Below are 23,968 nucleotides of genomic sequence, written 5' to 3'. Positions count from 1 at the left end.
GCGCTAGGGGACGAGGACGACGGCCAGGTCCTTCAGGAAGCCCTTCCGGCGATCCGCCCCGAGCAATTGCTTGGCGGCGGTATCGTCCAGGACGACGTTGGTCCGGTCGTCGACGCGCTTGGCCTTGAGGACCAGCGGGTTGGAGCCGACCCGTTGCAGCTTCTGGGCCTCCTGGAGGCTGCTGGCGTAGGAGGCGAGCCCCTTGTTCACCACCGCCTCGGGATCGACCGAGACCTTGGGCGAGAGGTAGAGCCGGGCCGCGCTCTCGTCGAGGATCATGGGGCTCATGGCGGGCTCCAGGCCGAGCCCGCGCGCATCCACGATGAGGCCGGTGTGCTCGACGCGGACCTCGGCCGGGGCGAGCAGGGAGTCGACGGTGCCCGTGGGCTTGAGCTTCTTGGGCGAGGGCTGGGTCAGGACGGCCTTGGCGAGCGATCGCCCCTTGCCGTAGAGATCGAGCGAGACCCGGACCTCGGCCGAGCCGTCCTCGTGGTGGCGGGTCTCGACGATCCGCGCCCCCTTGATGAGGCCGCTGATCTGCGTGCGGACCAGGTCGCTCTCGGCGGCGAAGTTCTTGACGGTGGTGTCGGCCTCGACGCGGATCCCGTCGGTGGCTTCGGCGAGCTTGCGATAGGCGTCGCTGAGCGCGGCGCGCTCGGCCATCAGGCGCTTCTGGGCGCGGGTCCCGCTCTCGGGCTCGACGCCCTGGCCCGTGACCACGATGAGGCCGTCGCTCCAGTCGACGGTCACCCCCGCGCGGGTCTCTTCGACCTCGGCGCGCAGGCTCGGGGCGGGGGACAGGGTCAGGACGAGGGCGATCGCCGCGAGCGCGAGGCGAGCGCTGGGCTTGAGGGCGCGCTTTCGGGTCATGGATCGGACTCCTTGGCGTCGTTGGCGGGACCCTTCCATTTCAGCTTGCGAGCGAGGCTCCGTCAAGGCTCACTCGCCTTTTGCCCGGTGTGCTAGAATTGGCCTTCTGCACGCAACGCGCAAGACAGAGGTGGCATGAGCGCTCCTTCCCCGACCGAGGTACCCATGGCCGGCCAGCCCGCCGCTCCGGACGAGCAGAGTCTCTTCAAGGATCGCAACTTTCTAGGCCTGTGGCTCGTTTCGACCGTCCACAACCTCGGTGAGAAGCTCTTCTTCGTCTTCCTCATCATGCTCGCCGACTTCCACGGCAACCAATCCAACTCGGTCGTCAGCGCCCTCTCGCTCGCCTCCTCGATCCCCTCGGTGCTGTTCGGGTCGGTGGCGGGCGTTTTCGTCGATCGCTTCAGCCTGCGCGGCCTGATGATCGTCTCGGGCCTGCTGCGCGCCCTGTTGGTGCTCGCCATCCCCTTCGCGGGGGATGCGGTCTGGCCGCTGTTGGGCTTCTCGTTCGGCTTCTCGGTCCTGACCCGCTTCCACGACCCGGCCTTCATGAAGGCCATCCCCACCCTGGTGCGCAAGGACCACCTCATGGCGGCCAACTCGGTCTTCATGACGACCATGGTCGGCGCGCTCATCGGCAGCTTCGCCTTGGCGGGGCCCATCTGGCGCATCGCGACCCCCCACCGCGCTCATCTGGTGGTGGTCGCCCTCTACGTGGTCTGCGCCCTGGGGGCAGCCTTCTTGCGGGTGCCCAAGGAAGGCAAGAAGCAGGAAGAGACCGCCAAGTCCTCGTTCTGGGCCGAGTGGAGCTTCGCCTTCTCGTATCTCAAGCGTAACCCGCGCCTGCTCAAGGCCTACTCGATGACCATGACCATGTTCGGGACCTTCGCGGCCCTGAACGTGATCGCCAAGGGCTTCGCCCTCTCCGCGCTCAAGACCACCGACCCGGCCGACTTCACCTACATCCTGGCCTTCGTCGGTCTCGGCATGGTGGTCGGCGCTCTCATCCTGGGCCGCTGGGGCATGCGCTTCGCCAAGCACACCCTGATCCGCACCGGCTTCATCCTCGCGGGGACGGCCATCGTCGCCCTGGCGCTCGTCGGCGTCTTCGCCGTGGGGATCGGCCCTGCCGTCGCCTGGCCTTTGGTCTACGCCCTTGCGATCCTCATCGGCGCGGGCGGGGCGTGCATCGAGATCCCCATCTCGACCCTCTTGCAGGAGGGGATCGAGGAGGAGGTGCGCGGCCGCATCTTCGGCGTCCAGGCCATGCTGATGAACCTCGCCTCCACCCTGCCCATGGCGATCGCGGGCCCCTTGGCGGACCTGTGGGGCCCGGCGGTGGTAATGGCCCTCTTCGGCCTCCTGATGGGCGGGATGGCCTTCTTGCACATCGCCGACTCGCTCGACAAGCAAGAAGCCCGCTGAACGCGTCAGCGGGCTTGATTTAGAAGAGGCGCCGGGCCTAGCGCTCGGCGGTCGTCTGTTCGGCGGCTGCCTGGGGCACGGTCTTCTCCATGGTCCGGACCTTGTTGGAGCCCGTCAGGGTGTTACGCCAGGTGACGAGCTGGGCGCGGATGACGTCCTTGGCCCCGATGACCCCCTCGCGCACGTAGAAGGGCGCCGCCTCGAAGAACGAGTAGTTCTTCGCGAGCTTGGCCTTGCCGTACCACTTGTTGCCGAAGTAGGCCTGCTTCTCCAGGCTGTAGAGCAGCTTGAGGATCTGCGGCACCGTCGAGCTGGAGCGGTGCATGTGGTGGACCACCGGGATGGTGGGCAGGCCCATGACCTTGTAGCCGGCGAGCTTGATGCGCAGGCAGTAGTCGTCGTCCTCGAAGAGGTAGAGGCCGTAGCCCTCGTCCAAGAGGCCGCAGGCGCGCACCGCCTCGCGCTTCATGGCCATGCAGTAGCCCGTCAGCACGTCGATCTCGGAAAGGCCTTGGGAGTCGCTCGGGGGAATGACCACCCGGTTCTTGGGCATCACGTGCAGGAACCAGCCCGCATGCCCCACGGCCCCGATGGCGGGGTCCGACTCGAAAGCGTCGACCAGCACCTTGTCCCAGCCCTCGAAGACTTCGCAGTCGTTGTCGAGGAAGATCACGTACTTGCCGACCGGCGCCCGGCGCAGGAGGTAGTTACGGCCGCCCGGAGCGCCCAGGTTCTTGTCGCTGTAGTGGCGATCCACCAGCCCCTCGGGGAGGCTTTCAAGCCACTCGCGGGTGCCGTCGCTGGAGCCGTTGTCCAGCATGTGGATCCGGTAGTCCACCGTGGTGAACTTGCGGATGCTCTCCAGGCACTTGGCGCTGTACTCGACCGCGTTGTGCATGATGATGACGATGCTGAGAGTCGTCTCCGCGTCGTCGGGGCACAGGCCGGGGATCTCGATCAGTTCGGCCGCCCCGGCCGGCAACGTCGCGTTCTGCACGCTCACTCAGTATCCCTCCGCTAGGTTTCATCGAACGGTACGAGATCAGCCACCGTAGCACACGAACAGTCGATCTGAGAAGGGGCGCGCAAGGCCCATGCAGCCGAGCCGCCAGGGGGCAACTTCTGGTAAACTCTTTAATCGTAGGCGGCGCCTCGCTCGCGCACGCGTCGCTCCTTCGATCAAATGGAGGAAACCCGTGCCCACCATCGAAACCACCCCCGACCTCTTGACTGGCATTTACGCGCGGATGGAGAGCAACCTCTCGATCGTGCGCGATCGCCTCAAGCGTCCTTTGACGCTCGCCGAGAAGATCCTCTTCTCGCACCTCGACGATCCCCACAACCAGGAGATCGAGGCGGGTAAGGCCTATCTGCTGCTGCGTCCGGACCGTGTCGCCCTGCAGGATGCCACCGCCCAGATGGCCCTGCTGCAGTTCATGCAGGCCGGCAAGCCCGAGGTGGCCGTCCCGACCACCGTCCACTGCGACCACCTGATCCAGGCTCGCACGGGCGCTGCTGCCGACACCGAGGCCGCGATCAACGAGAACCGAGAGGTCTACGACTTCCTGAGCTCGGTCTGCGCCAAGTACGGCGCCGGCTTCTGGAAGCCGGGCTCGGGCATCATCCACCAGGTCGTCCTCGAGAACTACGCCTTCCCCGGCGGCCTGATGATCGGCACCGACAGCCACACCCCCAACGCGGGCGGTCTCGGCATGGCGGCCTGCGGCGTCGGCGGCGCCGACGCGGTGGACGTGATGGCGGGCTTCCCCTGGGAAGTGCTCCAGCCCAAGGTCGTCGGCGTCAAGCTGAAAGGCGAGATGAACGGCTGGACTGCCCCCAAGGACATCATCCTCTACATCCTCGGCAAGCTGACGGTCAAGGGCGGCACCAACCGCATCATCGAGTACTTCGGCCCCGGCGCCCGCACCATCAGCGCCACCGGCAAGGCCACCATCTGCAACATGGGCGCCGAGCTCGGCGCCACCTGCTCGGTCTTCCCCTTCGACGAGCGGATGGAAGTCTACCAGGGTGCCACCGGCCGCGCGGCCCTCGCCACGATCGCCAAGGACTACGCCGCCATGCTCGCGGCCGACCCCGAGGTCGAGGCCAACCCCGGCGCCTACTACGACGAGGTCATCGAGATCGACCTGTCGGCGCTCGAGCCCCACATCGTCGGGCCCCACACGCCTGACCTGGCCCGCCCCGTCAGCGAGCTGGCCAAGGAAGCCCGTGAGAACGGCTACCCCCTCAACCTGACCAGCAGCCTGATCGGCAGCTGCACCAACTCCAGCTACGAGGACATCGGCCGCGCTGCGGACATCGCCCGCCAGGCCGTGGCCGCCGGCTCCAAGATGAAGACCCCGCTGCTCATCTCGCCCGGCTCGGACCAGATCTTCGAGACCATCAAGCGCGACGGCCAGATGGCCGACCTCGAGGCGGTGGGCGCCGTCGTCATGTCCAACGCCTGCGGGCCCTGCATCGGCCAGTGGAAGCGCACGGACATCGAGAAGGGCGTCAAGAACTCGATCATCACGTCGTTCAACCGCAACTTCCGTGCCCGCAACGACTCCAACCCCGAGACCTTCGCCTTCATCTCGAGCCCCGAGATCGTCATGGCCTTCGGTCTGGCGGGCACCCTCGACATCAACCCCCTCAAGGACGAGCTGACGACCGAGGACGGCAAGAAGTGGAAGCTCCAGGCTCCCGCCAAGGCCCCCGAGATCCCGGCCGAGGGCTTCAAGACCGCGTTCGACGGCTACTTGGCCCCTGCCAAGGACGGTTCGAACGTCAAGGTCGAGGTCGCTCCTGACAGCAACCGCCTGCAGCTGCTCTCGCCCTTCGCGCCCCACAAGGCCGAGGACTTCAACCAGATGCCGCTGCTGGTCAAGACCAAGGGCAAGACCACGACCGACCACATCTCGCCCGCGGGTCCCTGGCTGCGCTTCCGCGGTCACCTGGACAAGATCTCGGACAACATGTTCACCGGCGCCAACAACGCCTTCACGGGCGAGGCCGGCAAGACCCTGAACCAGCTGACCGGCGAGAAGGGCCTAGACATCCCCGCCGTCGCTCGCGCCTACAAGGCCCAGGGCCTCAAGTGGGTCGTGGTCGGCGACGAGAACTACGGCGAGGGCTCGAGCCGCGAGCACGCCGCCATGTCGCCCCGCTTCCTCAACGGCGGCGCGGTGATCACCCGCTCCTTCGCCCGTATCCACGAGTCCAACCTCAAGAAGCAGGGCGTCCTGCCCTTCACCTTCGCCGACAGCGCGGACTACGAGAAGGTCCAGGAGATGGACAAGATCACCCTCGAGGGCCTTGAGCAGCTCGCGCCCGGCTCGCAGGTCTTCGCGGTCTTGCTTCACGCCGATGGCTCGACCGACAAGGTCGCCCTCAAGCACACCCTCAACGCGGAGCAGATCACCTGGTTCCGCGCGGGTTCGGCCCTCAACCTCCTGCGTCAGCAGGGCGAGAAGGCCGGCGCGACGGCGTAGGCCAGTTAACGAAGAGCGGCCCGGGGAGTCCTGGGCCGCTCTTCGCGTTTCGAGAAAAAGATAGGAATGAAGGGCCGCCCCGATTCCGGGGCGGCCCTTCTTGACGTAGGGGAATCAGGAGTGGGCGAGTTCGAGCCCGTCGGGGGTATCCAGCTTAGGAAGCAACTGGCGATAGATGTAGGTCTGGGCGACCCCGTAGACGATGGCGACCACCAGGATACCGACGACCAGCGCGATCAGGCCCAACAGGCAGAGGCCGAAGCCGGCGAGCCCGAACAGGAAGAGGTCCACCTTGGCTCCCTTGGTCATCTTCGCGCTCTCTTGGAGGGCCTGGAGGAAGTTCAGGTCCCGGTCGATGATGAGGTAACCACCCTGGCTGAACATGGCGATGAACACGAATCCCGGCACGATGAGCATGAAGAAGCCGACCATGCAGATGAAGGCGTAGGCCATTGAGAAGAGCACGAAGTTGATGACCTTCTTGGGGCTGAGGCGGCTGAAGAGCGCCTGGAAGTCCGGGGTGCCGGTCTCGAGCAGATCCAGGTAGAAGCCGATGAAGCAGCACGTAGAGAGTGTGCCGGCGAGCATTCCGAGCAAGGAGCCCAGGAGGCTCTTCTCGCCCAACAGCGCATCGAGGCCCCATTGCAGGGCGAAGGTGAGGCCGAAGAGGCCGATCACCGCCGCGAGGAGGAGCCAGGAGTGCGCCTTGAAGGTCTTCCAGCCGAAGCCGAGCGCTTCGCCGACCGAGAAACTGACGGATGCCATGGAGGTTGACTGCTTCCTTTCTTGGGCGCGATTCGGACATCATGAGGTTTAGGTGGTTCCCTTATACCCTTGTCGGCAAAGAAAAAGGCCCGCTTGCGCGGGCCCCGAACGGGGGATGGGCTAGGGTTTCAAGGCGCGGCGGGATCCAGCATCGTCGGTCTTGATGTCTTCCTTCTTGTAGCCGGTGCCCTTGATGGCGTCGGCCACCTCCTTGACCACGCCGATGGCGTGCGAGGTCTGGAAGCCGACCCAGTGGCGGGCCTTCTCGGGCAGGAAAGGGAGCCAGGAGGCGACCCGGCTGCTGATGGCGCCGCTCAGGAAGTAGTGCTCGGCCTTGGCCGGAGCGCGGGTGTCCTCGGCGATGGTGAAGGGCTGCTCGACGCCCGCGATCGCGGCCCCCAGGTAAGCCCTGGCGTTGATCTGCTCGGTGGTCGGTTGCTTCTTGCCTTCGAGGATGAGCTCGTCGCGCGCCACGCGGACGGCGATTTCGTGGACGCGGTCGGCGGGGATGGGGCCTTGGTTCTTGGAGGTGTAGTCCTTGACCGCGTCGATCACGGGGCGGTGCGCGGGCTTTTGGCCGATGCGCTTGAGGCCCGAGAAGAGCGAGCCGTCGATGGCGTCCTTGAGCTGGGTCATGGGTTGGGTCCTCCTCGCGGGGAATTTTCGACGCCACGCTAACATGGATCTTGTCGGGGGACTCGGTTCGAGGGTGACCTTAAATGTGCCTTAAATTCAGGCAACTAAGGAGCCGGGTGTCACTATAACTCTTCGAAGAGACAACCCGTTGCCTAGGGGGGAATGCATGCCCGAGAACTGGCTCGATCCGCGAGCGACCATCAGACCGGATCCGCGTCTCGCCACGCTCGCTGCTGGTGGCGACCAGAAGGCCGGCGCGCCCGCGAAGCGCCCCGAACCCCCGCGCCTCGCCGCACAGAGCAGCTACGTGCCGGCGCAGAGCACCACGGGCTTCTACCAGCACGTCCGCGAAGCCATCCATTCCAACCGCGAGCGCCGGGAGGTCTACGCGAAGGCCTCGAAGGGTGCGTCGCTGCCGCTCTCGCAGAAGCTCATCTCCCTCGAGTTCCTCGTGCTGCCTTTGGCTGCTTGGTTCGACCGGGCCGCGGCCGACTTCAACAAGCGCGGCATTCCCGTCGTGAAGGGCGACTTCGTCTCGATGAGCGGCGTCTTGCCGCCAGAGACCCCGCCGCGCCATCGCAAGCAAGCCAGCGATGCGGATGTGCGCCTGCTCAAAGGATGGCTCGACGACTACCAGGACGCCACCCAGGTTGCGATCAAGCGCCGGGACTTCAAGCAGGTGGCTGCCCTCAGCGTTTCCTTGCTGGATCGGGTCGAGCAGCTCGAAAAGAAGGCGGACAGCCACTTCGCCATGACCAAGCACCTGGTCGAGTCGGTGGGCTTCGCCGCCGCTCATGGGGTCCAGACCCACGCGGCGAGCCACGGGGAGGCCGATGACCTGGTCGCACGCTTTCTCAAGGTGCAGGCCTTCGGTCTTTCTGGCGCCGTCTCGATGGACCGTGACGCCCAGCGCCTGCATGCGCGCGGCATCGGGATCCTGGTGAACGATCTGCCCGCGATCCCTTTGCGCGAGGCCTGGGCGCAGCTGCCGTAAGTCGGACGCCCGGCGTCGCGGGCAGCTCACCCCGCAAACCGTGCTATACTGCACCTCATGGCTAAGCAAGCAGTTCCCGTTCGCGTCGGTGATACCCTCGATCTGAAGCTGGAAGCCCTGGTCGGTGGCGGCGAGGCGATCGCCCGTCTCGACGGCTTCCCCATCTTCGTGCCCCTCGGCGTCCCGGGCGATCGCGTCCGGGCCAAGATCGTCTCCACCAAGCCGGGCTACGCCCGCGCAGTGGTCGACGCGGTCATCACCGAGGGCCCCGAGCGCGTCGCGGCGCGATGCCCGCTCTTCGGGACCTGCGGCGGCTGCCAGTGGCAGGAGCTCGACTACGAGCGCCAGCTCCACTGGAAGCGCGAGCAGGTGGCCGACGCCCTGCGCCGGATCGGCGGCTTCGAGGTGGGGGACTGGCTGGAGCCCACCCTCGGCATGGGCGACCCTTGGGATTACCGCAACAAGGTCCACTGGGCGATCGCCAAGGAAGGCCCCACCTACCGGATCGGCATGTACGAGCCGCGCAGCCACCGGGTGGTGGACGTGAACCACTGCCACATCCAGCATCCGCTCAACAACGAGGTCCTGGCCTTCCTGCACGAGACCCTGCCGCGCTTCGGCTTCGAGGTCTACGACGAGAAGACCCAGCGGGGCTGGCTCCGCTCGGCCTTCGCCAAGGCCGGCCACCAGACCGGCGAGCTGATGATCGGGCTGGTCACGACCCGCGCGGCCTTCCCCCAGGCCGAGGCGTGGGTCGAGGCCGTCCGCGAGCGCTTCCCGCACGTGGTCTCGATCGTGCAGAACGTCCACGCCAAGCCCGGCAACACCCTCATGGGCGACGAGACCAGGGTGCTCTGGGGCAAGGACCACCTGACCGAGCAGATCGGGCCCCTGAAGTTCGCCATCTCGGCCCGCAGCTTCTTCCAGGTCAACTCGGAGCAGGTCGAGCAGCTCTACGCGCTCGCCGCCGACTACCTCGCCCTGCGCCCCGAGGGCCGGGCGGCCGACCTCTACTCGGGCACCGGCACCATCGCCCTCTACCTGGCCTCGCGCGGTGCCGGCGAGGTGGTGGGCATCGAGGCCATCCCCGAGGCGACTCGCGACGCGCAGGCCAACGCCGCGCGCAACGGCATCACCAACGTGCGCTTCGAAACCGGCAAGGTCGAGGAACGCCTGCCGAGGCTGCTTGCGACCATGGGCCCCCTGGACGGGGTAGTGCTCGATCCGCCCCGCAAGGGCTGCGAGCCCGAGGTGCTCGCGGCGATCGCCAAGACCGAGGTTCCCCGCCTGGTCTACGTCTCGTGCAACCCCGCGACCCTCGCGCGCGACCTCAAGATCCTCGCCGAGCAGGGCGGGTATCGCCTCGTGCGTGCCCGGCCGGTGGACATGTTCCCCCAGACCGCCCACGTCGAGACCGTCGCCCTCCTGGAGCGTCCAGCGGGATAATTAACCGTTCCTTTACCTTGTCTTGGGATTGATTTAAGAAAGATCGCCTTCTCGGCGCGGATAACGTTCTTAACGCAAGTTGAACGTCCGTCGTGTCGTCGCCAAGGAGGCTTCTTCCCATGAGCAGCAGCAACTCGGTTAGCCAGCGTACGGTGCCCCCTTCGGTCGGCTCCACCACGTCGACCCGTCCTGCGCCTCCTGCCGCCAACGACGCCCGCCCGCTGCCTCCTTCCAGCAAGGACAGCTACAAGTCGGATGCGAACCGCCCCTCGCCGCCTTCGACCGGCAGCAGCGGCCGCCCGACCCCGCCTGCGGCCAACGACGGCGACTATCGCCCCACTCCGCCCTCGACCGGTGGCAGCAGCCGCCCCACCCCTCCTTCGACCGGCGGTAGCAGCCGTCCGACTCCCCCTTCGACCGGTGGCAGCACGCGCCCCACGCCGCCCTCCGGCCGGGACGACGGCTACTCGGATCGCCCCACGCCCCCGCCGGTCCACGAGCCCCGCTACTACTGGCAGCCGACCTTCCCCGTCATCCTGCCGAGCGACCCCAAGCCCGTGCCCAAGATCGCCCTGCCCCCGGCGCCCGTCCCTGCCCGCAAGGTCGATCTGAGCGAGGTCTCCAACGACCCCGTGGACCTGCTCGCCGGTTATGGCCGCCTGCGCGAAGAGAAGAAGCGCCTCGTCGGCAAGACCTACCCCAAGCTGGATGCGGGTGAGGCCAAGCTCGCGCTTTCGAGCGGCAAGACCATCTTCCTGGCCAAGGACGACGGCGCCCACCCCTTCAGCAAGGACGCCTACAAACCCGTCAAGAGCGAGGACGAACTCAAGCCCTTGCTGCCCTCGGTCCGCGCCCAAAAGCAGCAGGACATGCAGACCTCCGAGAACCGCGCCTACCAGGGCCGGGTGGATGCTTGGGTCAACGAGGACGTCAACCGCCGCATCAACAACCTGCCGGCCTTCAACTCGGTCTACGACACCAACCGTCTGTCCTTGACCAACTACATGGTCACCGAGGGCGGCCGCTCCTTCAACCGCAACCTGATCACCGCGATGAACATCTACAACCAGCCCGGCACCAAGCGCGAGATCGCCGAGAAGTGGCACGACAGCCCGGAAATGAGCACCGCCGAGTTCAACCGCATGGCCAACTCGGTCGTCACCCAGAAGATCGCGCGCCTCGGCTGGAACGCCGAGTACATGGGTGACTACGGCAGCTACCTCGGCACCAACCCCGTCCCCGGCCTGCGCTACCCCGACACCCAGGAAGACGTCGATTACAACGTCGACGCCATCCGCCGGGTCTCCCAGCAGCTGCCTTTCCTGCTGAACGACGCGGTCAATACCCGGTAGCCGCGCTTTCCCTTCACCTTTGCGACGCAATCGAAATAGAGGAGGAATCTTTCAAATGGCCCTGAAGCCCGCGACCCTTCTGGCTGCCCTCGCCCTGGCCTCCACCCTTGCCGGCTGCGGCGCCGGTGGCATGTCCCTGGCGAGCCTGCAGGGCACCTCCAGCGACACCCTCCAGGCCAAGGACTACTACTCGGTCCGCGACGCCCAGCGCGTCGCCACCACCGCCCTGCGCCGCTACGACGACCTGCGTGACGAGTGGATGCGCGCCTACAGCGATCGCGAGAAGGATCGCATCGAGGACCGCATGATCTCGGCCCTCGCGGGTGGGATCAGCGACGTGCGCCGTGCCGTCTCGGCCCAGTCGGGAGCCTCCGGCGCCGATTCGCGCCGCATCTACGACATCGCCGACCGCGCCAGCGTTCGCTACGAGCGTCTGCGCGACGAGTGGCGCTACACCGGCAGCATCAGCCGCCAGCGCGAGATCGCCAACGAGATGATGGTCCTTTTGATCGACGCCCTCAAGCGCGTCAAGGACGTGAGCCCCTACGACGCCGTCGAGGGTGCGACCGAGGGCGCTGCGGCTCCCAAGCAGACCATCGGCGATCGCCTCGTGCCCCCTACGACCGGCGAGACCAAGTAGCCCGAAAACCCTTCCTCGCACGGTTTTGCGCCCTGCGAGCCGGGTACAAAAATGGCCGCGCTCCTCTCGGGGCGCGGCTTTTTTCCGGCTTTGGAGGTGCGTTTGAACATCTGTCCCGAGTGTGGCTGCCTCGAGGCCGCCTGGATCAAGGACATTCGGTATCCCTCGGGCTCGGTCACCTCGCTTCTCGAGTGCCCGCAGTGCGAGCGGATGGTCTTGGTCCAGCAGGTCCCTCAGGGGACCTAGCGCCTGCGGCCATCCTGCTAAGGCGGTCCGGACAACAAGAATCGTCGGGCTTGGCATGCGCTCATGGTGGGGCGCATGCCAAGCTCTTTTCATGGGTAAGCCGACCTTGACGGTTGCGATCGCCCCTCGCTCGATCGTTATTGCGATCGCCCTCTTTCTGCTGCTTCTCGCCCTCAAAACCTTTCCCCTCATCGTCGGGCTCGTGCTGGTGTCGCTGGTGGTGGCTTCGGCCCTGGAGCCCCCGGTACGCTTTTTGGTCGCGCACCGCTGGCCCCGGCCCGCCGCCATCGGGGTGATCTTCCTTAGCCTCTTCGCCGTGGGCGCCCTCTTGGTCCTCTTGGTGCTGCCGGTGGTGCTCGAGCAGGCCCGCGCGCTGGTCGCCAATCTCCCCGGCACCGTGGTTGCCGTTCAGGACTGGCTATCGCGCCTCACCCGCTTCTACGCGGCTCGGGCGGGGCAGTCTCCCGAGATCTCGCGGGTCGTCGTCGAGGTGAGCGCGTGGCTCTCCCAGCGGCTGGGCGGCTGGCTCCAGGCAGGGCTGTCCTTCACCTTGCAGGTCGCAAGCGCTCTTGCCGGCCTGATGATGGTGCTCTTGAGCGCCTTCTTCCTGCTGCTCCAGGGTCCGGAGCTCGGGCGGGGCTTCGTGTCGCTCTTCCCCGCGCGGCACCGCGAGCTGATCGCCGCCCAGTTCCGGCCGGTGATCGATCGCCTGGGGGCCTACGTGCGCGGGCAGCTGATGAGCATGTCCGCGCTGGCGACCATGCTCGCCATTGGCCTGTCGCTGATCGGCTTGCCGTACGCGTGGCTCATCGCGCTGCTCTCGGGAGTGCTCGAGATCGTGCCCTATCTGGGCTTCTTCACCGGCGTCACCTTGGCGACTCTGGTGGGGCTCACCGTCTCCTGGAAGGTCATGCTCCTGGCGTGGGTGGTTTACGCCATCTCCAACTTCATCCAGGCCAACGTGCTGGGGCCGTTCATCATGGCCCGGACGGTCGAGATCTCGCCGCTGCTCGTGATCTACGCGGTCCTCATCGGTAGCCAGCTGTTGGGGCTGGTGGGGGCGATCGTTGCCGTGCCCGTGACCGCCATGCTCCTCGTCTTGATCCAGAACCTGTACGTGCCGGTCATGGACCGCCTGACCGACGATCCTTGAGGGCAAACGCAAATGAGCCGGTCGGCGTCTCGCCGACCGGCTCATTTGCGTTTGCCCTGTTCGCGTTTAGAGGATCAAGGGGGCGGTGCGGCTGCGGCGCTCGTCGATCTTGCGGCGGTAGTGGTCCGCGAGGTTCTCGACCTTGAGGTCGAACAGGGCCTTGAGGGCCGAGGCGTGCCGCTGCTGCTGGGGCAGGCTCATGCGCTTGAGCTCGGCGGTCGGCTGGTGAAGGATCTTGTTGACCAGGGCCTGGGTCATCTCCTCGATCATGGCCTGCTGCTCGGGCGTGAAGGCCTCGGCATGCTTGCCCCAGAAGCGCGAAAGCTCGGTCTCGCGCAGCGAGCCGATCCGGGTGCGCAGCGAGGTGATCATGGGGGTGAGCCGGAAGTTCTTGACCCAGGTCTGGAACTCGGTGATCTCGTGGTCGAGGATGGCGACGACCTCGTCGACGATGCCGGCGCGCTCGGCGCGGTTGCGGCTGGCGACCGAGTGCAGGTCGTCGATGTCGAACAGCTCGACGCCCGGCACGCGCTTGAGTTCGGGGTCGAGGTTCCGGGGCACCGAGATGTCGATGAACACGATGGGACGCTCGGATGCGCGCTGGCTCAGGCGGCCCGCCACGTCCGAGGCCGAGAGGATGTAGTGCGGCGCGCCGGTGCAGCAGATCACCACGTCGGCGTCCGAGAGGGTGGGGGCCATGTCGATCCAGGGGATCGCCTCGCCGTTGACCTTGGCGGCGAGCTGCTCGGCCGACTCGAACGAGCGGTTGGCGACGACCACCCGGCCGATGCCGTAGCCGCCGAGGAGCTTGGCGGCGAGCTCGCTCATCTTGCCCGCGCCCAAGAGCAGCACCGTGGCGCCCTTGAGGTCGCCCAGGGTGTGGCGCGCAAGCTCGACGGCCGCGCTCGACACCGAGACGGCGCCGCGGGCGATGTCGGTCTCGGTCCGGGCGCGCTTGCCGGCGGTGACCGCCGCGCGGAAGAGGCGATCGAGGATGACCCCGGCCCCGCCGTGCTCGAGGGAGGTGGCGTAAGCGTCCTTGACCTGGCTGAGGATCTGGCCCTCGCCGAGCACCAGGCTCTCGAGGCCCGCGGCCACTCGGAAGAGGTGGGTGATGGCGTCGGAGTCGGTGAGGAACTCGGCGTAAGCTTCGAGCACCCCCCGCGAGAGGCCGGTCTCATCGGCCATGAAGGCGAGCAGGGCCTCGCGCCCTTCTTCGAGCGATTCGACGACCGTGTAGATCTCGGCGCGGTTGCAGGTGGAGAGGATGACCGACTCGAGGACTTCGGGGTGCGCGAGCAGGTTTGCGAAAGTTTGGGGAAGCTTGCTCCCCGACATGGCCGCGCGCTCCCGGACTTCGACTGGGGTGGCGTGGTGGCTCAGGCCGAGCATCATGACGTGCATCGTGTGCTGGAACTCCTCAAGCCGATCGGCCGTCTCGGGGCATCGCATCTACAAAAGAATCGGCTTAGGAAGAATTATAACCGACCTGATGCGGGGCCGCGCCATCGTGGCGGAACGATTCGGTAAAGATTTCTTGACCTTAAAGGGCATCTATCTTGATAATACGCCCCTTGGTGCGCCTGTGAATCGGTAGTTTACCCTTATACCCGCCGGCTGCCGGGGCGCGGTACCCTGTGAGGGCAGATCCCCGGCCGTCGTTGCCTTGCCTTGCGGCTTGGCGAACCCGCGGCGTAGAATTGACTCGGAGCACCCTGCCTGACGCACGCATGCCGTGTGACCGGCTTGCTTTAAGGATCCCCATGTCGACGACAGCCCCTTCCTCCAACGAGACCCCCGCATCGACCGCCAAGCCCTTCTGGCCCTCGTTCATCAAGTTCTGGGGATCGGTGAAGCTGGGCATCGTCCTGATTCTTGCGATCGCCTTGGGCGCCATCATCGGCACCATCGTGCCGCAGGGGGACATCGCCTCCATCGACGCCCTCAAGATGAGCGACGGCGCCAAGGCCGTGCTGCGCGCCGTCGGGGCCCACAACGTCTATTACTCCGGCTGGTTCCTCACCCTCCTGGCCCTGTTCTTCCTGAACCTGTGGATCTCGACCCTGACGGTCGTCATCCCCCGGCTCAAGGTGGGGCTGCGCAAGCCCCCCGAGGTGGCGCTCGCCGCCCAGGAGCGCCACCACGAGAACAAGGTCCTCTTGCCCGCGCAGCCCATCGAGGACCTGGCGAGGACCTTCAAAGCCCACGGTTACCGCGTCTACCCCAGCAAGAGCGGCGGTCTCGTCGGCCACAAGGGCCGCTGGTCGCGCTTCGCGCCCCTGGTGACGCACATCGGCCTCTTCACCATCCTAATCGGCGGCCTCGTGAGTGGCGTGGGCGTCTTCAAGGGTCAGGTCCCGCTCTTCCCCGGCGAGGTCGTCCCCGCCGCCCAGATCGTCGAGCACCTCTCGACGGTGCGCGGGCCCCTGGCGCGCGCCAACCACGACTGGAGCGTGCGCCTCGACAAGTTCTGGATGGACTACTACGACGAGACGCGCGTCAAGCAGTTCTACAGCGAGCTGTCCGTCATCAAGAACGGCGCGGTCGTCCAGACCAAGCGGATCTGGGTCAACGAGCCCTTCATCTACGACGGGGTCTGGTTCTACCAGTCCTTCTGGGGCGTCGGCGGCGCCAACATCGTCCTCAACGGCAAGCCCACCACCATCGAGATGCAGAACGGCCAGAGCATCGGCCTGGACGGGTCGCTCTCGAAGCTGGTGCCCATCGGCGGCGACCAGTACTTCTTCTACCTGCGCTCGGAGAAGGCCCCGCTCATGCTCATGCGCTTCCAGGCGGGCGGCGCGCGCCCCGAGCCGGTGGCGTCGATCCCCATGGGCAGCGAGCAGAAGGTCGCCGGCATGACCCTGCGCTATGAGGCGCCGCGCCTCTACAGCGGCCTCCAGACCAAGTCGGACCCCGGCATCCCGCTCGTCTACACCGGCTTCATCATCGTCACCATCGGCACGGCGCTCGCCTTCTTCAGCCTGCGTCAGGTCTGGGTCAATCCCAAGGACGGGGGCTATCTGCTCTCGGGCAAGGCCAATCGCGGCCACTACGTCTTCAGTCAGGAGCTCGTCCGTATCGCCCTCAAACTCGGTGCCAAGGCCGAGGCCAAGGCATAGGAGCCACGCACTATGAACAACCTCATGCAGCTCGAGGAGCTCTTCATCACGATTCTCTTCTGGGCCGTGCTCGCAAGCTCCGTCTTCTTCATGCTCGAGCACGTCGCCAAGCAGGCCTGGGCCCGGTGGGTCGGCGTCGCGGGCATGGGGGTGGGGCTGGTCTGCTCCACCGCCTCGATGGTCCTGCGCTACGTCTACGCGGGCTACGCCCCCCTCTCGAACCTGTTCGAATCCCTGGTCTTCCTCATCTTCGGCATGCTCGCGATCTTCCTGGTCGTGCACTTCACCCTCAAGCCCAAGGTCTTCGGGGTGGTGGCGGCGCCCTTGACCTTCTTGCTGATCGGCTTCGCCTCGGTCCTGCCCGCCCGCATCAAGGACGCCCACCCCTTGATGCCCGCCCTCCAGAGCTACTGGCTCAAGATCCACGTGAGCCTGATGCTGATCTCGTACGCGGCCTTCTTGCTCGCGTTCGCGGCGGCGGTGATCTACCTCTTCCTGCACTACACCAAGGCCAAGAAGGAAGGCCAGGGTGGCGGCACCTCGGGCGGCGGCATGCTCGCCCTCGAAGGCGGCCCCGCCGTGGGCGGCAAGCTCTCCGCGCAGATGCTCTTCCTGGATGACCTGGCCTACCGCCTCACCCTGGTGGGCTTCCCCGTGCTCGCCATCGGCATCATCACCGGTGGCATGTGGGCCAACCACGCCTGGGGCACCTACTGGAGCTGGGACCCCAAGGAGACCTGGGCCCTCATCACCTGGCTGGTCTACGCCGGCTACCTCCACGCCCGCCTGACCCGCGATTGGCGCGATCACCGGGCGGCCTGGATGTCGGTGGTCGGCTTCGTTTCGGTGCTGATCACCTACCTGGGGGTCAACTACCTCGCGCAGGGTCTGCACACCTACGGCAGCCTGCTCTAAACCTTCCCCTCCTCTGACGGGCGCGCCGCATGCGGCGCGCCCGTCGCGTGCGTGAGCCCTTGCGCCACGCTCGTACGGTCGTGTACTTTTGTTATGTTGCCCGCTTCTCGCGTTTCGAGGTCCGGATGTCCGCTTCTTCCCGTCCCGGTTCCGCTTCCGACGACATCACCTTCGAGGTTCTGATCCTCAAGCAGTTGGTGGCGCCGCACAGCCCGCTCTGGCGGCGCGAGGCCCTGCCGAGACGCTATGCCGAGGCGCTGCGCGCTTTCGCGCTGTGGGAGACGCCTGAGGTCGTGGCGCGGCCGCGCCGGGTCGCAAGCTCCTGGAAGGCGGCCGCCCTCGCGGGGATGATCTCCGCGGCGCCGCTCGCCACCATGCCCGCCTGGGCCGAGGCGCAACTAAAAGTTGGCCTGAGCGTGATCGACGCGCGCACCGGCAAGCCGCTCGCGGGGGCCCGGATCGTGGGTGAGCACGGCGAGCAGGTGGGGGTGACCGGTCCCGATGGCCGCCTCATCCTGGTGGTGCCGGAGGGGGCCACCGATCGCTTCGTCATCGAGAAGCCGGGCTATCGCTCTTTCACCATCGTGCGGACCCAGCTGCGCGACAGCAACCTGATCGCCATGCTGCCGGTCCCCGGTGCCACGCCGCTCGCCCAGGCGACGGCGACCCCGAAGGCCGCCCCGAGCGAGACGCCCAAGCCCAAGGCGACGCTCAAGCCTACCCCGACCCCGAAGCCCAAGGCGACGGCCAAGCCTGTCCCTACCGCGACGCCCAAGCCCGTGGTGACGCCTAAGCCGACGCCCAAACCGACCCTCAAGCCGACGGTGAAGCCCACGGTCCAGCCGACTGCCAAGGCGACCCCGTCACCGGCAGCCCAGCCGACGCCCGTGGCCACCGAGAAGCCGCAGGCGACCGCCAGCGCCGCACCCTCGCCGGTGGCGACGCCCGCGGCCCCCAGGGCCCATCGGACCTACGTGGTGCGCCGGGGCGACTCGCTGTGGTCGATCGCCAAGCATCAACTCGGGGACGCCACGCGCTGGAAGGTGCTGTTCGAGCGGAACCAGCCGCCGATCAGGCGTGCTGATTTGTTGCAGCCCGGCATGGTGCTGCAAATCCCGGTCCTGACCGAGCGTCCCTCGGCGGGCTGGGTCACGGTGCGCCCGGGCGATTCGCTCTGGCGCATGGCCGAGCGCGCCTACGGGCGCGGCGACCAGTGGCAGGCGATCTACCGCTCAAACCGCTCGCGCATCAAGAACCCCCACTGGATCAAGCCCGGCACTCGCCTCTGGGTGCCCCGCTAGCCCTTCGAGCCGAAGAGCCTTGCCCCTTCCAGCGTGAGGAAGGGGACGCACATGAAGCCGGGCAGACCCGCTTGGAGGGTCTCGGCCCAGCCGCCGCACAGCAAGGCCGGGGCCTCGGATCCGAGGCCCTCGCGCATGCGCGCCACCAAGTGCGCAATCATACCGACGTGGCCCTCGACCATCCCCAGCTGCAAGTTCGTGATGGTGTCCTGACCCCAGGGCTCCGGCTTGCGCACGTACGGCACGTGGCGCAGCTGGGCCGTCTTGCCGACCAGGGCGCGGGCGGCGGTGCCGAGGCCCGGGGCGATCGCGCCGCCCACCACGTGACCGCGCGCGTCCACCACGGTGAAGGTGGTGGCGGTGCCGCAATCCACCGCGATTCCGGGCGCAAGGCCGCGATCCAAAAGGGCGATCGCGTTGGCGAGCCGATCGGCGCCGATCGCCTGGCGCGGGTGGTAATCGACGGGAATTCCCGCGCTGTCGGCGTTCAGGATCCGCAGGGGACGATCTCCCCAGGCCCTGGCGAGCGCCTCGGTCGCCTCGGGCACCACCGAGACGATGGTGGCGCCCCAGCCGTCCTCCAGCCGGGGTGGGGCCTTCTTGAGCGACGCGGTGGAGATCGCCTCGCTCTCGACCAGATCGGCCCCGTCGAACCAGCCGAAACGGGCGTTGGTGTTGCCGATGCTGACGACCAGCATACGTGGGTTCTTGAAATCATAAGCGAAGTTTGGTATTGTGATCATTCCCGTACCAGCGTGGAAAAGAGTTTCCACCTACATCCCGACATTTCCTGGAGGAACCAACCGTGCCGAAAGTCTGCGCCGTCTGCGAGAAGGGCCCTTCGACGGGTTTTAACGTCAGCCACTCGAACCGGCATACCAAGCGTCGTTGGCTCCCGAACCTTCAGAGCGTTCGTGCGAACGTGAACGGCACCGTCCGTAAGCTTCGCGTCTGCACCTCCTGCTTGAAGGCTGGCAAGGTTCACCGCGCCGTCTAAAGGTTCTGGCGTCACTTTACACGGGAAAGGCCGGGTGGGTCAAAACCTACCCGGCCTTTTCCATGGCTCGCCAAGCGCCTGCGGCTTTTGCGCTTAGCAAGATTGCCTAGCGCTGCGTGCGCGAATCCCCGCAGGCCGCCTCGCGCGCGCTGCGCTATCCTTGGCCCGTCCGGCTCGCTCCCTTGATGAGGGGGCGGCGAGGCGGGTATAAGAGAGGGCGCGAGGATCCGCCATTGATTCGCCGTCTTCAGCCATTCATCGCCGCCGCCTGCGTCGTCCTCGCCTTTGCGGGGGCGACCGCCGCCGGCATGCTGGATGCGCCTGAGCGTGCCTCTCTGGTGGGACGCCTGCGCCTGCGCGGCCCCCTCGCGCCGCCGCCCGACGTGGCGATCATCGCCATCGACGAGGCGTCGCTCGTGCGCTACGGCCAGATGCCCTGGGACCGCCGACGCTTCGCGGCCCTCCTGGACCGCCTGCACGCGGACGGGGCGAAGGCGGTGGGGATCGACGTGGCCTTCAACGAGGCGGCGCGCGAGCCGGCCGAGGACGTGGCCCTGGCCCAGGCGATCGCGAAGATGGGCCGGGTGGTGCTGCCCGCCTACAGCCTCGCAGGCGGGGCCGAGGGCCGTACCGTCCTCTTCGAGCCCCTCCCCTCTCTCCAGGCCGCCGCTGCGGCCCTGGGGCTGGCCCAATTCACCACCGCCGACGAGATCCACGAGCTCGATCCCATGCGCCGCGAAGGCGACACGATGCTGCCGACCTTCGGCCTCGCGGTGGCCCGGGCGGCAGGCTTGAGCGTCGCGTCGAGCGCGGAGGGCTACCTCAACCCCATGGGGCCGGCGGGCCACTTCCCGCGCACCAGCTTCCACGAGGCTCTCCAGGCACCGCCGGGCGCGTTCCGCGACAAGATCGTCATGGTGGGGGCCACGGCCCAGGGCTTGCCGGACACGGGCTTCATGGGCCCCTTCATGGAGCGCGGCCGCATGAGCGGCATCGAGCTGCACGCCACCGCGCTCGCCAACCTGAGCGCCACGGGCCCCCTGCGGCGCCAGCCCCTTCCCCTGACCCTGATCGTTCTCTTGGTCCTCGGCCTCGGGCCCGGGGCCTACCTGGCCTCTGAGCACCCGGCCCCGTCTGGGCGCCGGGTGCTCGTGCTCATCGCCCTCTTGATATTGCTCACCGGAGCGGCGCAGGGGGCCCTGCTTCGAGGCTGGTGGCTGGATCTGGTGCCCGCCGCCGGGGTCGTCATCACCTGCTTCGTGGCGGGCCTGGCCGCTCAGCAGGCGCGCCTCCTGCGCGATCGCAACCGGATGCTGGAGTGGTACGCGGCGGACCTGGCGCGCGAGGCCCGGCGCGAGCGCGAGCGGATCGATGGCGAGCTGCACGACGAGACCCAGCAATTGCTCATCGCCCTGACCCGCGACCTGCGCCGGGTCCGCAAGCTCCTGTCGAACGACGCCGCAGCGGCCGGCGAGCGGCTCGATGGGGCCGAGGGGCTCGCCAAGCGCATCCTCGAAGAGGTCATGCGGGTGCGCAAGGCCCTGGTCCCGCACACCCTGGCGCGCTCGGGCCTGCGGGTGGCCGTCGAGGAGATGGTCGCCGACTATGCGGCCCGCAGCAGGGGGCTTGCGGTCGAGGCCGAGATTGGTTCCTGGCGTCCCCTGGAGCCGGGGCGCGAGGCCGAGCTGTACTGGTTGGTCAAGGAGGCGCTCAACAATGCCCTCAAGCACGCCGCAGCCTCTCATATTCGCTTGGCGCTCCGCAACGAGGGCCAAGAGGCGGTCGTGACCGTTGAAGACGACGGCAAGGGCTTCGTGGTGCCGGAGCTGGAGCATGCCCCGGAGGGGCCAGAGCACAGTGGCCTGCACCGCATGTGGGTGCGGGTGCAGGCCCTGCGAGGTCACCTGGCGGTGGCGTCGGCGCCGGGGAAGGGGACGCGGATCGAGATGCGGTTTCCTCAGACAGGAGGTGCGAGATGAAGACGTGGCGCGTGCTGGTGGCCGATGATCACCCGATCGTGCGGCGGGGCACCTGTGAACTGCTCGCGGAGGCCGAGGACCTCGAGGTGGTGGGCGAGGCCGGAAACGGCGAGGAGGCGATCGCCCAGGTGGAGCGCCTCTCGCCGGACGTGCTCGTCATGGACCTGAGCATGCCCGTCATGGACGGGGTGGAGGCGACCCGCCGGCTCAAGGGGACCCGTCCGGGCCTCGGCATCGTCATCCTCTCGGCCCACGGCGAAGAGGACGTCGTGCTGCGGGCCCTGCAGGCGGGGGCCAACGGTTACCTGCTCAAGACGGCCGACGAGGAGCAGCTCTACGAAGCGGTGCGCCTAGTGGCCGCCGGGAAGCCGGCCCTCTTGCAGCCCGAGGTCACCCGGGCGGTCATGGGCTCCATGCGCGGCACGCCGGCCCCGGCTCACGAGAGCCTCTCGGAGCGCGAGCGCGAGATCGTGCGTGAGGTCGCCAAGGATCTGGGCAACAAGCAGATCGCCACTCGCCTCGGCATCAGCGAGCGCACGGTCCAGCAGCACCTGAGCAATATCTTCGGCAAGCTGGGGGTGGGCTCGCGCACGGGGGCCGTCCTCAAGGCCCTCCAGGAGGGCTGGCTCACGCTGGAGGAGACGCGGTCATGAAACTCGGACGCCTGATCATCATGGGCCTGGTCGTGTGGCTCTCGGTCTCGTCGGCGGCCTTTGCGGCGAGTCTCGCCCGGCTCATCGAGCTCAAAGGGGAGGTCTCGGTCCTGACCCAAGGAGACGCCGACTGGCACCCGGCCCGCGAGGCCGAGGAGCTGTCGGCGGGGGATGCGGTCAAGACCGGCACGCGCTCCGAGGTCACGGTCGCGCGGCACGACGGCACCACCGTGGCTCTCTTGCCCTTCGCTCAGCTGGTCGTCGAAGACGAGCGGGGCTTCCTGCTTCAGGCGGGTCGCGTCTGGAGCCACTTCACCAAGGCCCTGGGGGCTCCCTTCTTCATCCGCACCCCCCACGCGACCGCGCTCATCCGCGGCACCACCCTGGGGGTCGATTACGAGGAGGAGCGCTCGCGGGTGACGGTCTACGAGGGGCTGGTCGAGGTCCGCGATCGCGAGGAGCGGAGCCAGGACGTGGCGGGGGGCTTCCGGGTCGACGTGGACCGCATGGGCCGCTTGCAGCGGCTGGAGCGGGCCGAAAATCGTGAGCTGGACGAAGGCAGGACCTTCCGCCTGCGTCGCGGGCTGGAACGCGCCGAGTCACGCGGCGTCGAGCGTGCGATGGTGACGGGCCGGGGCGGTCGCGCCATGCGCGAGGAGCGGCAGATCACCGGCGTCCAGCGCGAACTGCGCCGCTTCGGCCGCCAGGAGCGTCAAGAGCTGAGGCAGCAGCGCATGGACAAGGTCGAGCGTCGTCTCGAAGACGCCGCGCAGCGCGTTCGCCAGGACCAAGAGGAGCGCCGGGAGCGGCGTGCCGAGAAGTTGCTCGAGAAGTTGCGGGGGCCGGGACGCTGAGAAAGTATACGCTCGCCATCACCGCCCTTTGCCTGCTATTCGCATCACCGGCAGGGGCCTGGGAGCTCGGCAGTCCCTACGCGCGGATCGGCTGGGACGTGGGCGTCGATGACCACGTCTCGGGCCAGGCGGCGCCCGATCCACAGCGCTTCGCCAGGGGCAATGCCGATGCGAGCGGCGGGCTGAGCCTGGGCCTCGGGCACGAACTCGCCCTCGGGCAGGATTACCTTCTCACCCTGTCGGGAGGGCTCAGGGGCGCGCGCTACGCCCTGTACCCCGAGTTCTCGCGGGTTTGGGGCAGCCTATCGCTCGAACTGGCTACCTACGACCTGTTCTGGGATTGGGATGCCTTCTGGGGGCTGAATGCGGGGGGCGACTTCGCCAACGGTCGGACCGGAGGTCTGAGCCTCGGCCTCGAGCGCCAAGGGTGGGCGGGGGTCATCGGCGGGATCGCCGCCGGCGCCTACCGCTACCTGGGCCTTGCGGAGAGCGAGCATACCGGCGGCTGGGGGGAGCTTTCCTTGCGCCGTCGGTTCGGGCCGTTGAGCCTGACGGTGGCCTACAGCCTCTTGCGCCGCGACTACCAGGCCGGTGGCACCGACGCGAGCCAGGCCCTCTCGGCGTTCGCCACCTGGCAGCTCTACCCGGGCCTCTACCTCAAGGTGAGCGCCGAGCGCAACTGGAACCGGTCCGACTTGTCGGGGGCCCCCTACGCGGGGGGCTTGCTCAACGTGGGAAGCGTCTACTACGCCTTCTAGAGAGGTTAGCCTGCGATCGCACGCATGCGCGTCAGGAAGGCCTCGCCCCGAGCCGTGACCCGGTAGGGGCTGTTCATGCCGCAGCAGCCGCGCTCGAAGGCCTCGCCGACCGCGCAGGCGCCGCCGCCCGAGCTGCAGCCGCCGCTGCCGCAGCCCCCCGAGCCGCAGCCACCACCCGTCTCCTTGAAGTTGCCCTGGGCGTCCATGTGGTGGCAGGCCTCGAGCTGCTGTTCGTGCAGGTAACCCGCGTCTTCGAGCTGGATCAGGAGGTTGGCCGCCATGTCCGAGGAGAGGCCGAAGTGGCGCTTGATCTCGGTCACGGGGGCCCCCTGGTGGGCGTGGATGTAGGCGAGTACGTCGTGGAGCATGGC

General features: G+C 67.5%; 23 protein-coding genes. 16 read left to right on the top strand and 7 right to left on the bottom strand.

Annotated features, from left to right (window positions below; all coding sequences use genetic code 11):
* Positions 1-3: 3 nt before the first annotated feature.
* Complete coding sequence (locus J7643_10760) at positions 4-870, bottom strand: LPP20 family lipoprotein (protein MBO9541058.1); 867 nt, start codon at positions 868-870, stop codon at positions 4-6.
* Positions 871-1,005: 135 nt separating this feature from the next.
* Here J7643_10760 and J7643_10755 point away from each other — a divergent pair, with 135 nt between their 5' ends.
* Positions 1,006-2,295, top strand: coding sequence for an MFS transporter (locus tag J7643_10755; GenBank protein ID MBO9541057.1), 1,290 nt, complete (start codon positions 1,006-1,008; stop codon positions 2,293-2,295).
* Between the two features lie 37 nt (positions 2,296-2,332).
* Here the strand turns inward: J7643_10755 and J7643_10750 are convergent, their stop codons facing one another.
* Positions 2,333-3,298, bottom strand: a complete 966-nt coding sequence (locus J7643_10750; GenBank protein ID MBO9541056.1) for a glycosyltransferase family 2 protein — start codon at positions 3,296-3,298, stop codon at positions 2,333-2,335.
* 91 nt (positions 3,299-3,389) lie between these two features.
* On the opposite strand from J7643_10750, the gene J7643_10745 reads away from it, so the two are divergent.
* Positions 3,390-5,786 (top strand): aconitate hydratase, encoded by a 2,397-nt coding sequence (locus J7643_10745; protein MBO9541055.1) that lies wholly within the window; start codon positions 3,390-3,392, stop codon positions 5,784-5,786.
* A 114-nt stretch (positions 5,787-5,900) separates the two neighbouring features.
* Here the strand turns inward: J7643_10745 and J7643_10740 are convergent, their stop codons facing one another.
* Positions 5,901-6,551 carry a hypothetical protein gene (locus tag J7643_10740; protein MBO9541054.1) on the bottom strand — a complete coding sequence of 217 codons (651 nt, stop codon included), beginning with the start codon at positions 6,549-6,551 and terminating at the stop codon, positions 5,901-5,903.
* A gap of 120 nt (positions 6,552-6,671) precedes the next feature.
* The gene (locus J7643_10735; protein MBO9541053.1) at positions 6,672-7,187 is read right to left on the bottom strand and encodes a hypothetical protein; all 516 of its coding nucleotides are present in this window, start codon (positions 7,185-7,187) and stop codon (positions 6,672-6,674) included.
* A gap of 166 nt (positions 7,188-7,353) precedes the next feature.
* Between J7643_10735 and J7643_10730 the strand changes: the two genes are divergently transcribed.
* The 6 genes from J7643_10730 (at position 7,354) to J7643_10705 (ending at position 13,018) form a co-directional block, all read left to right on the top strand.
* Positions 7,354-8,181, top strand: a complete 828-nt coding sequence (locus J7643_10730) for a hypothetical protein (protein MBO9541052.1) — start codon at positions 7,354-7,356, stop codon at positions 8,179-8,181.
* Between the two features lie 57 nt (positions 8,182-8,238).
* A complete protein-coding gene (gene rlmD, locus J7643_10725; protein MBO9541051.1) occupies positions 8,239-9,627 on the top strand; it encodes a 23S rRNA (uracil(1939)-C(5))-methyltransferase RlmD in 1,389 nt (462 codons plus the stop codon).
* Between the two features lie 119 nt (positions 9,628-9,746).
* Positions 9,747-10,979, top strand: coding sequence for a hypothetical protein (locus J7643_10720; protein MBO9541050.1), 1,233 nt, complete (start codon positions 9,747-9,749; stop codon positions 10,977-10,979).
* 55 nt (positions 10,980-11,034) lie between these two features.
* A complete protein-coding gene (locus J7643_10715; GenBank protein MBO9541049.1) occupies positions 11,035-11,619 on the top strand; it encodes a hypothetical protein in 585 nt (194 codons plus the stop codon).
* A 102-nt stretch (positions 11,620-11,721) separates the two neighbouring features.
* Complete coding sequence (locus J7643_10710) at positions 11,722-11,865, top strand: hypothetical protein (GenBank protein MBO9541048.1); 144 nt, start codon at positions 11,722-11,724, stop codon at positions 11,863-11,865.
* Positions 11,866-11,956: 91 nt separating this feature from the next.
* Entirely contained in the window at positions 11,957-13,018 is a 1,062-nt protein-coding gene (locus tag J7643_10705) for an AI-2E family transporter (GenBank protein ID MBO9541047.1), read from the top strand.
* Between the two features lie 66 nt (positions 13,019-13,084).
* On the opposite strand, the gene J7643_10700 is transcribed toward J7643_10705, so the two are convergent.
* On the bottom strand, positions 13,085-14,422 hold the full coding sequence (locus J7643_10700) for a glutamyl-tRNA reductase (GenBank protein MBO9541046.1): 1,338 nt from the start codon (positions 14,420-14,422) through the stop codon (positions 13,085-13,087).
* Positions 14,423-14,781: 359 nt separating this feature from the next.
* On the opposite strand from J7643_10700, the gene J7643_10695 reads away from it, so the two are divergent.
* The 3 genes from J7643_10695 (at position 14,782) to J7643_10685 (ending at position 18,356) form a co-directional block, all read left to right on the top strand.
* The gene (locus tag J7643_10695; protein MBO9541045.1) at positions 14,782-16,140 is read left to right on the top strand and encodes a cytochrome c biogenesis protein ResB; all 1,359 of its coding nucleotides are present in this window, start codon (positions 14,782-14,784) and stop codon (positions 16,138-16,140) included.
* Between the two features lie 12 nt (positions 16,141-16,152).
* Positions 16,153-17,055: a c-type cytochrome biogenesis protein CcsB gene (ccsB, locus tag J7643_10690; GenBank protein ID MBO9541044.1), complete on the top strand. Its 903-nt coding sequence runs from the start codon at positions 16,153-16,155 to the stop codon at positions 17,053-17,055.
* Positions 17,056-17,180: 125 nt separating this feature from the next.
* Complete coding sequence (locus J7643_10685) at positions 17,181-18,356, top strand: LysM peptidoglycan-binding domain-containing protein (protein MBO9541043.1); 1,176 nt, start codon at positions 17,181-17,183, stop codon at positions 18,354-18,356.
* On the opposite strand, the gene J7643_10680 is transcribed toward J7643_10685, so the two are convergent.
* Positions 18,353-19,054 (bottom strand): type III pantothenate kinase, encoded by a 702-nt coding sequence (locus J7643_10680; GenBank protein ID MBO9541042.1) that lies wholly within the window; start codon positions 19,052-19,054, stop codon positions 18,353-18,355. The genes J7643_10685 and J7643_10680 overlap by 4 nt on opposite strands.
* 107 nt (positions 19,055-19,161) lie before the next feature.
* Here J7643_10680 and J7643_10675 point away from each other — a divergent pair, with 107 nt between their 5' ends.
* The 5 genes from J7643_10675 (at position 19,162) to J7643_10655 (ending at position 23,597) form a co-directional block, all read left to right on the top strand.
* Complete coding sequence (locus tag J7643_10675) at positions 19,162-19,353, top strand: 50S ribosomal protein L28 (protein MBO9541041.1); 192 nt, start codon at positions 19,162-19,164, stop codon at positions 19,351-19,353.
* 233 nt (positions 19,354-19,586) lie between these two features.
* Positions 19,587-21,332: a CHASE2 domain-containing protein gene (locus J7643_10670; protein ID MBO9541040.1), complete on the top strand. Its 1,746-nt coding sequence runs from the start codon at positions 19,587-19,589 to the stop codon at positions 21,330-21,332.
* The gene (locus tag J7643_10665; protein ID MBO9541039.1) at positions 21,329-21,985 is read left to right on the top strand and encodes a response regulator transcription factor; all 657 of its coding nucleotides are present in this window, start codon (positions 21,329-21,331) and stop codon (positions 21,983-21,985) included. The genes J7643_10670 and J7643_10665 overlap by 4 nt, the downstream gene beginning before the upstream one ends.
* The gene (locus J7643_10660; protein ID MBO9541038.1) at positions 21,982-22,839 is read left to right on the top strand and encodes a FecR domain-containing protein; all 858 of its coding nucleotides are present in this window, start codon (positions 21,982-21,984) and stop codon (positions 22,837-22,839) included. Before J7643_10665 ends, J7643_10660 begins: the two co-directional genes overlap by 4 nt.
* 98 nt (positions 22,840-22,937) lie before the next feature.
* On the top strand, positions 22,938-23,597 hold the full coding sequence (locus J7643_10655) for a hypothetical protein (protein MBO9541037.1): 660 nt from the start codon (positions 22,938-22,940) through the stop codon (positions 23,595-23,597).
* Between the two features lie 5 nt (positions 23,598-23,602).
* On the opposite strand, the gene J7643_10650 is transcribed toward J7643_10655, so the two are convergent.
* The gene (locus J7643_10650; GenBank protein MBO9541036.1) at positions 23,603-23,965 is read right to left on the bottom strand and encodes a hypothetical protein; all 363 of its coding nucleotides are present in this window, start codon (positions 23,963-23,965) and stop codon (positions 23,603-23,605) included.
* Positions 23,966-23,968 lie beyond the last annotated feature (3 nt).

The organism is bacterium (assembly GCA_017744355.1).
Lineage (GTDB): Bacteria > Cyanobacteriota > Sericytochromatia > S15B-MN24 > UBA4093 > JAGIBK01.
This window is presented reverse-complemented; position numbering and strand designations above follow the sequence as displayed.

Excerpts from the sequence above, each read along its gene's own strand:
- J7643_10760 (MBO9541058.1), bottom strand. The coding sequence starts at position 870 with ATGACCCGAAAGCGCGCCCTCAAGCCCAGCGCTCGCCTCGCGCTCGCG.
- J7643_10755 (MBO9541057.1), top strand. The coding sequence starts at position 1,006 with ATGAGCGCTCCTTCCCCGACCGAGGTACCCATGGCCGGCCAGCCCGCC.
- J7643_10745 (MBO9541055.1), top strand. The coding sequence starts at position 3,390 with ATGCAGCCGAGCCGCCAGGGGGCAACTTCTGGTAAACTCTTTAATCGT.
- J7643_10740 (MBO9541054.1), bottom strand. The coding sequence starts at position 6,551 with ATGGCATCCGTCAGTTTCTCGGTCGGCGAAGCGCTCGGCTTCGGCTGG.
- J7643_10735 (MBO9541053.1), bottom strand. The coding sequence starts at position 7,187 with ATGACCCAGCTCAAGGACGCCATCGACGGCTCGCTCTTCTCGGGCCTC.
- J7643_10730 (MBO9541052.1), top strand. The coding sequence starts at position 7,354 with ATGCCCGAGAACTGGCTCGATCCGCGAGCGACCATCAGACCGGATCCG.
- rlmD (MBO9541051.1), top strand. The coding sequence starts at position 8,239 with ATGGCTAAGCAAGCAGTTCCCGTTCGCGTCGGTGATACCCTCGATCTG.
- J7643_10720 (MBO9541050.1), top strand. The coding sequence starts at position 9,747 with ATGAGCAGCAGCAACTCGGTTAGCCAGCGTACGGTGCCCCCTTCGGTC.
- J7643_10715 (MBO9541049.1), top strand. The coding sequence starts at position 11,035 with ATGGCCCTGAAGCCCGCGACCCTTCTGGCTGCCCTCGCCCTGGCCTCC.
- J7643_10705 (MBO9541047.1), top strand. The coding sequence starts at position 11,957 with ATGGGTAAGCCGACCTTGACGGTTGCGATCGCCCCTCGCTCGATCGTT.
- J7643_10700 (MBO9541046.1), bottom strand. The coding sequence starts at position 14,422 with ATGCACGTCATGATGCTCGGCCTGAGCCACCACGCCACCCCAGTCGAA.
- J7643_10695 (MBO9541045.1), top strand. The coding sequence starts at position 14,782 with ATGTCGACGACAGCCCCTTCCTCCAACGAGACCCCCGCATCGACCGCC.
- ccsB (MBO9541044.1), top strand. The coding sequence starts at position 16,153 with ATGAACAACCTCATGCAGCTCGAGGAGCTCTTCATCACGATTCTCTTC.
- J7643_10685 (MBO9541043.1), top strand. The coding sequence starts at position 17,181 with ATGTCCGCTTCTTCCCGTCCCGGTTCCGCTTCCGACGACATCACCTTC.
- J7643_10680 (MBO9541042.1), bottom strand. The coding sequence starts at position 19,054 with ATGCTGGTCGTCAGCATCGGCAACACCAACGCCCGTTTCGGCTGGTTC.
- J7643_10665 (MBO9541039.1), top strand. The coding sequence starts at position 21,329 with ATGAAGACGTGGCGCGTGCTGGTGGCCGATGATCACCCGATCGTGCGG.
- J7643_10660 (MBO9541038.1), top strand. The coding sequence starts at position 21,982 with ATGAAACTCGGACGCCTGATCATCATGGGCCTGGTCGTGTGGCTCTCG.
- J7643_10650 (MBO9541036.1), bottom strand. The coding sequence starts at position 23,965 with ATGCTCCACGACGTACTCGCCTACATCCACGCCCACCAGGGGGCCCCC.